Raw genomic sequence first — 4,410 nt, forward strand, 5'->3', positions numbered from 1 at the left:
GCGCTGACGCACTACGCGGCGCCCGACTGGCGGCCGGCCGGCGAACGGCTGCTCGCGCAGGGCGCGCTGGCGGAGCTGCGGTCGGCGGAGCCGGGCAGCGAGCACCAGCTGGCGTGGGCGCGGTTCTTCGCCTCGGTGGCGTCCGGCCCGGCCGACCTCGACCTGCTCCGCGCGCTGCTGGAGGGCTCGGCGGAGATCGACGGCCTGGCGGTGGACCAGGAGCTGCGGGCAGCGCACCTGGTGCCGCTTGCCGGACGCGGTGTCGTCACGGGCCAGCTCCGCGGCCAGGACGCCCTCGTCGGCGCGGCCGTGTGCGGCCAGCGGCTCCAGGAACGCCCAGCGCAGCTCCTGGTCCACCGCCAGGCCGTCGATCTCCGCCGAGCCCTCCAGCAGCGCGCGGAGCAGGTCGAGGTCGGCCGGGCCGGACGCCACCGAGGCGAAGAACCGCGCCCACGCCAGCTGGTGCTCGCTGCCCGGCTCCGCCGACCGCAGCTCCGCCAGCGCGCCCTGCGCGAGCAGCCGTTCGCCGGCCGGCCGCCAGTCGGGCGCCGCGTAGTGCGTCAGCGCCGAGTCCGCCCACGCGTGCAGCATCTGGAGCACGCCGATGTCGCTCTCGCGCCCCGCGAACCGCAGCACCAGCTCGACGAAGTCCCGTGCGGGCAGCAGCGCGTCCCGCGTCATGTTCCACAGCGCCGACCAGCACAGCGCGCGGGCCAGCGGGTCGGTGATGTCCCCGAGGGACTCCCGGAGCGCCGCCAGCGAGGTCTCGTCGAACCGGATCTTGCAGTACGTCAGATCGTCGTCGTTGACCAGGACCAGCTCCGGCGCCTCCGCGCCCGCCAGCTCCGCCACGACCGTCCGCGGCCCCTCGACGTCGATCTCGGCGCGCGCGTACCGCACGAGACGCCCGTCGACCCGCCGGTACAGGCCGATCGCCACCCGGTGCGGACGCAGCTCGGGGTGCGACTCCGCCGCCTCCTGGAGCACCGCCAGCTCGTCGACCCGGCCCTCGGCGTCCAGCAGCACCTGTGGGGTCAGCGAGTTCACCCCGGCCGTCTGGAGCCAGGACCGCGCCCATCCGGCCATGTCCCGGCCGCTGGTCTCGCCGAGCACCGACAGCAGGTCGCCCAGGCGGGTGTTGCCGTAGGCGTGCCGCTTGAAGTAGCGGCGGGCGCCCTCCAGGAACGCGTCCTGGCCGACGTACGCCACCAGCTGCTTGAGCACCGAGGCGCCCTTGGCGTAGGTGATGCCGTCGAAGTTGAGCTTGGCGTCCTGGAGGTCGCGGATGTCGGCGGTGACCGGGTGGGTGGAGGGCAGCTGGTCGGCCCGGTAGGCCCACGCCTTGCGGCGGTTGGCGAAGGTGATCCAGCCGTCGGTGAAGCGGGTCGCGCCGACCAGCGCGAAGGAGCCCATGAAGTCCGCGAAGGACTCCTTCAGCCACAGGTCGTCCCACCACTCCATGGTGACCAGGTCGCCGAACCACATGTGCGCCATCTCGTGCAGGATGACGTTGGCCCGCGCCTCGTACGACGCCTGCGTCACCTTGCCCCGGAAGATGTACTCCTCGCGGAAGGTGACCAGGCCCGGGTTCTCCATCGCCCCCAGGTTGTACTCGGGCACGAAGGCCTGGTCGTACTTCCCGAAGGGGTACGGGTAGTCGAAGTGGTCGTGGAAGAAGTCCAGGCCCTGCTTGGTGACGAGGAAGACGTCGTCGGAGTCGAAGTAGGGCGCGAGTCCCTTGCGGCACAGGGCGCCGAGCGGGATCTCCAGCGTCGTACCGTCCGCCAGCTCACGCGTGTAGGAGTCCGTCACGTAATGGTAGGGGCCCGCCACCACACAGGTGATGTACGTCGAGATCGGCCTGGTCTCCGCGAACCGCCACACGCCGTCCGCCTGCTCGCCGGTGCCGTTGCTCCACACCACCCATTCCTCGGGCGCCCGCACCTCGAAGCGGAACGGCCCCTTGAGGTCGGGCTGTTCGAAGCCCGCGAAGACGCGGCGCGCGTCGGCCGGCTCGTACTGGGTGTAGAGGTAGACCTCGCCGTCCTCGGGGTCGACGAAGCGGTGCAGGCCCTCGCCGGAGCGGGAGTATGCGCACAGGGCGTCGACGACCAGCTCGTTCTCGGCGGCGAGGTCGTCGAGCCGGATCCGGGAGCCGTCGAAGACCTCGCCGGGGTCGAGGTCGCGGCCGTTGAGGGACACGGCCGTCACGCTCGGCGCGATCAGGTCGGCGAAGCTGGACGCGCCGGGCTCGGCGCAGCGGAAGCGGATCGTGGTGACCGAGCGGAAGGTGCGCGGCGCCTCGTCGCCTTCGGCCACGGCGGAGCGCACGTCGAGGGACACGTCGTACCCGTCGACGGACAGCAGGGCGGCCCGCTCCCGGGCCTCGTCGCGGGACAGGTTCTCACCGGGCACGGGCGGTACTCCTCGGGCGGTGTTCGGCATGTGGACAGCACCGATCCTGCCATGTGCCCCTGACGGGCGGCAGCAGGGAATGGGGTGGGGTGCGGACGGTGTTGCGTCTGTCAGTCGAACACTTTCTGAGGAGACGCATGTCCGAGACCAGCTCCGCGAAGACGCCCGTCGACTTCTGGTTCGACCCCCTGTGTCCCTGGGCCTGGATGACCTCCCGGTGGGTGCTGGAGGTGGAGAAGGCGCGGGACATCGAGGTGCGCTGGCACATCATGAGCCTCGCCGTGCTCAACGAGGACAAGATTGACCAGCTTCCCGAGGAGTACCGGGAGATGCTCGCGACCAAGGCGTGGAAGCCGGTGCGGGTGGCGACGGCGGCTTGGCAGAAGCACGGTGCGGACGTCCTCGGCCCCCTCTACGAGGCGCTCGGCACCCGCTTCCACAACAACGGCGAGGGCCCGACCCTGGAGGCCATCGCCGGAGCCCTGGAGGACGCCGGACTGCCCGCCGACCTCATCGAGTACGCCGAGCAGGAGCCCTTCGAGTTCGAGGCCGAACTGCGCGCCTCGCACAAGGAGGGCATCGACAAGGTCGGCCAGGAGGTCGGCACCCCCGTCATCGCCGTGCCCGGCGCCGACGGCGAGCAGATCGCCTTCTTCGGCCCCGTCGTCACCCCCGCCCCCAAGGGCGAGGACGCCCTGCGCCTGTGGGACGGCACCCTCGCGGTCGCCTCGGTGCCAGGCTTTTACGAGATCAAGCGGACCCGTACGAAGGGCCCCGACTTCAGCAACCTGTAAACCCCGGCCCACCGGCGTGAACGCCCCCGCGAGCCGTGCTCGCGGGGGCACCATGGTCTACGGCCGTCGCAGCAGCCCCCGGTCCAGCGCCACCACCACCGCGCGGGTCCGGTCGTTGACGTCCAGCTTGGCGAACAGGCGCAGCAGATGCGTCTTCACGGTGGCCTCCGTGATGACCAGACGCCTGCCGATCTCGGCGTTGGTCAGCCCGTCCGCCACCGCGTTCAGCACCTCGCTCTCCCGCGCGGTCAGCGGGTCGTGCACCGGGCGCCGCAGCCGGGCGACCAGCTTCTCCGCGACCCGCGGTGCCAGCACCGTCTCCCCGCGCGCCGCCGCCCGGATCGCGTCGACGAGCTGCTCGCGCGTGGTGTCCTTCAGCAGATAGCCGATGGCCCCGGCCTCCACCCCGCGCTCGATCTCCGCGTCGGTGTCGTACGTCGTCAGGATCAGCACCCGGGTGCGCGGATACCGGGCGACGATCTCGGTGGTGGTCGCCACCCCGTCCAGCACCGGCATCCGCAGGTCGACGAGGGCCACGTCCGGGTCGTACCGCTCGACGAGGGAGAGGGCCGCCCGCCCGTCGCCCGCCTCGCCGACGATCTCGATGCCGGACTCGCCGGCCAGCAGCGCGATCACGCCCGCCCGCATCACCGTGTGGTCGTCGACCACGATCACCCGCAGTCCCGCCTCGCTCATGCCGTCCCCTCCGTGCCCCCGGCGAGGGGGACCGTCGCCAGGATCCTCGTCCCGTCACCGACCGAGCTGGTGACCGTCAGCCGCCCGCCCAGCTCCGCCAGCCGCTTGCGCATCCCGTCCAGGCCGAACCCGGTGGACTCCTCCACCACGAACCCTGCGCCGTCGTCGGTGATCTCCAGCTCCACCCCGTACGGCAGCCCTGCCAGGACCACCCCGACCGTTGAGGCACGGGCGTGTTTGCGCACGTTGGCCAGCGACTCCTGCGTGCAGCGCAGCAGCGCGATCCGGGTCTGCTGGTCGCACTCGGGGTCCGCCAGATCGGCGTCCACGGTGAGCCCGGTGTCCTCGGCGAACCGGTCCAGCACCCGGCGCAGCGTACCGGCCACCGACCCCGCCGCCGCCTGCCCCGGACTCCCGCCCGAGCCCACCAGTTCCCGCGCCTCCGCGAGGTTCTCGCGGGCCGTCGACTCGATCGACCGCAACTGCTGGGCGCTGCGCCCCGGAT

Annotated in this window: 4 protein-coding genes; 1 reads left to right on the top strand and 3 read right to left on the bottom strand. The window is 72.0% G+C overall.

Annotated elements, in window-relative coordinates; genetic code table 11:
* Positions 1 to 2,415: aminopeptidase N (gene pepN, locus BZL64_RS13400; RefSeq protein WP_107430285.1), on the bottom strand; the 2,415-nt coding region annotated here is incomplete at its 3' end.
* A 137-nt stretch (positions 2,416 to 2,552) separates the two neighbouring features.
* Between pepN and BZL64_RS13405 the strand changes: the two genes are divergently transcribed.
* Positions 2,553 to 3,209 (top strand): mycothiol-dependent nitroreductase Rv2466c family protein, encoded by a 657-nt coding sequence (locus BZL64_RS13405; RefSeq protein ID WP_086769403.1) that lies wholly within the window; start codon positions 2,553 to 2,555, stop codon positions 3,207 to 3,209.
* 57 nt (positions 3,210 to 3,266) lie between these two features.
* Here the strand turns inward: BZL64_RS13405 and BZL64_RS13410 are convergent, their stop codons facing one another.
* Positions 3,267 to 3,905: a response regulator gene (locus tag BZL64_RS13410; RefSeq protein WP_086769405.1), complete on the bottom strand. Its 639-nt coding sequence runs from the start codon at positions 3,903 to 3,905 to the stop codon at positions 3,267 to 3,269.
* On the bottom strand, positions 3,902 to 4,410 hold a 509-nt coding region (locus BZL64_RS13415), incomplete at its 5' end, for a sensor histidine kinase (protein ID WP_341868797.1). The genes BZL64_RS13410 and BZL64_RS13415, both read right to left, overlap by 4 nt.

It is taken from the genome of Streptomyces bobili (assembly GCF_002154575.1).
In the GTDB taxonomy this organism is placed as follows: Bacteria; Actinomycetota; Actinomycetes; order Streptomycetales; family Streptomycetaceae; genus Streptomyces; species Streptomyces bobili.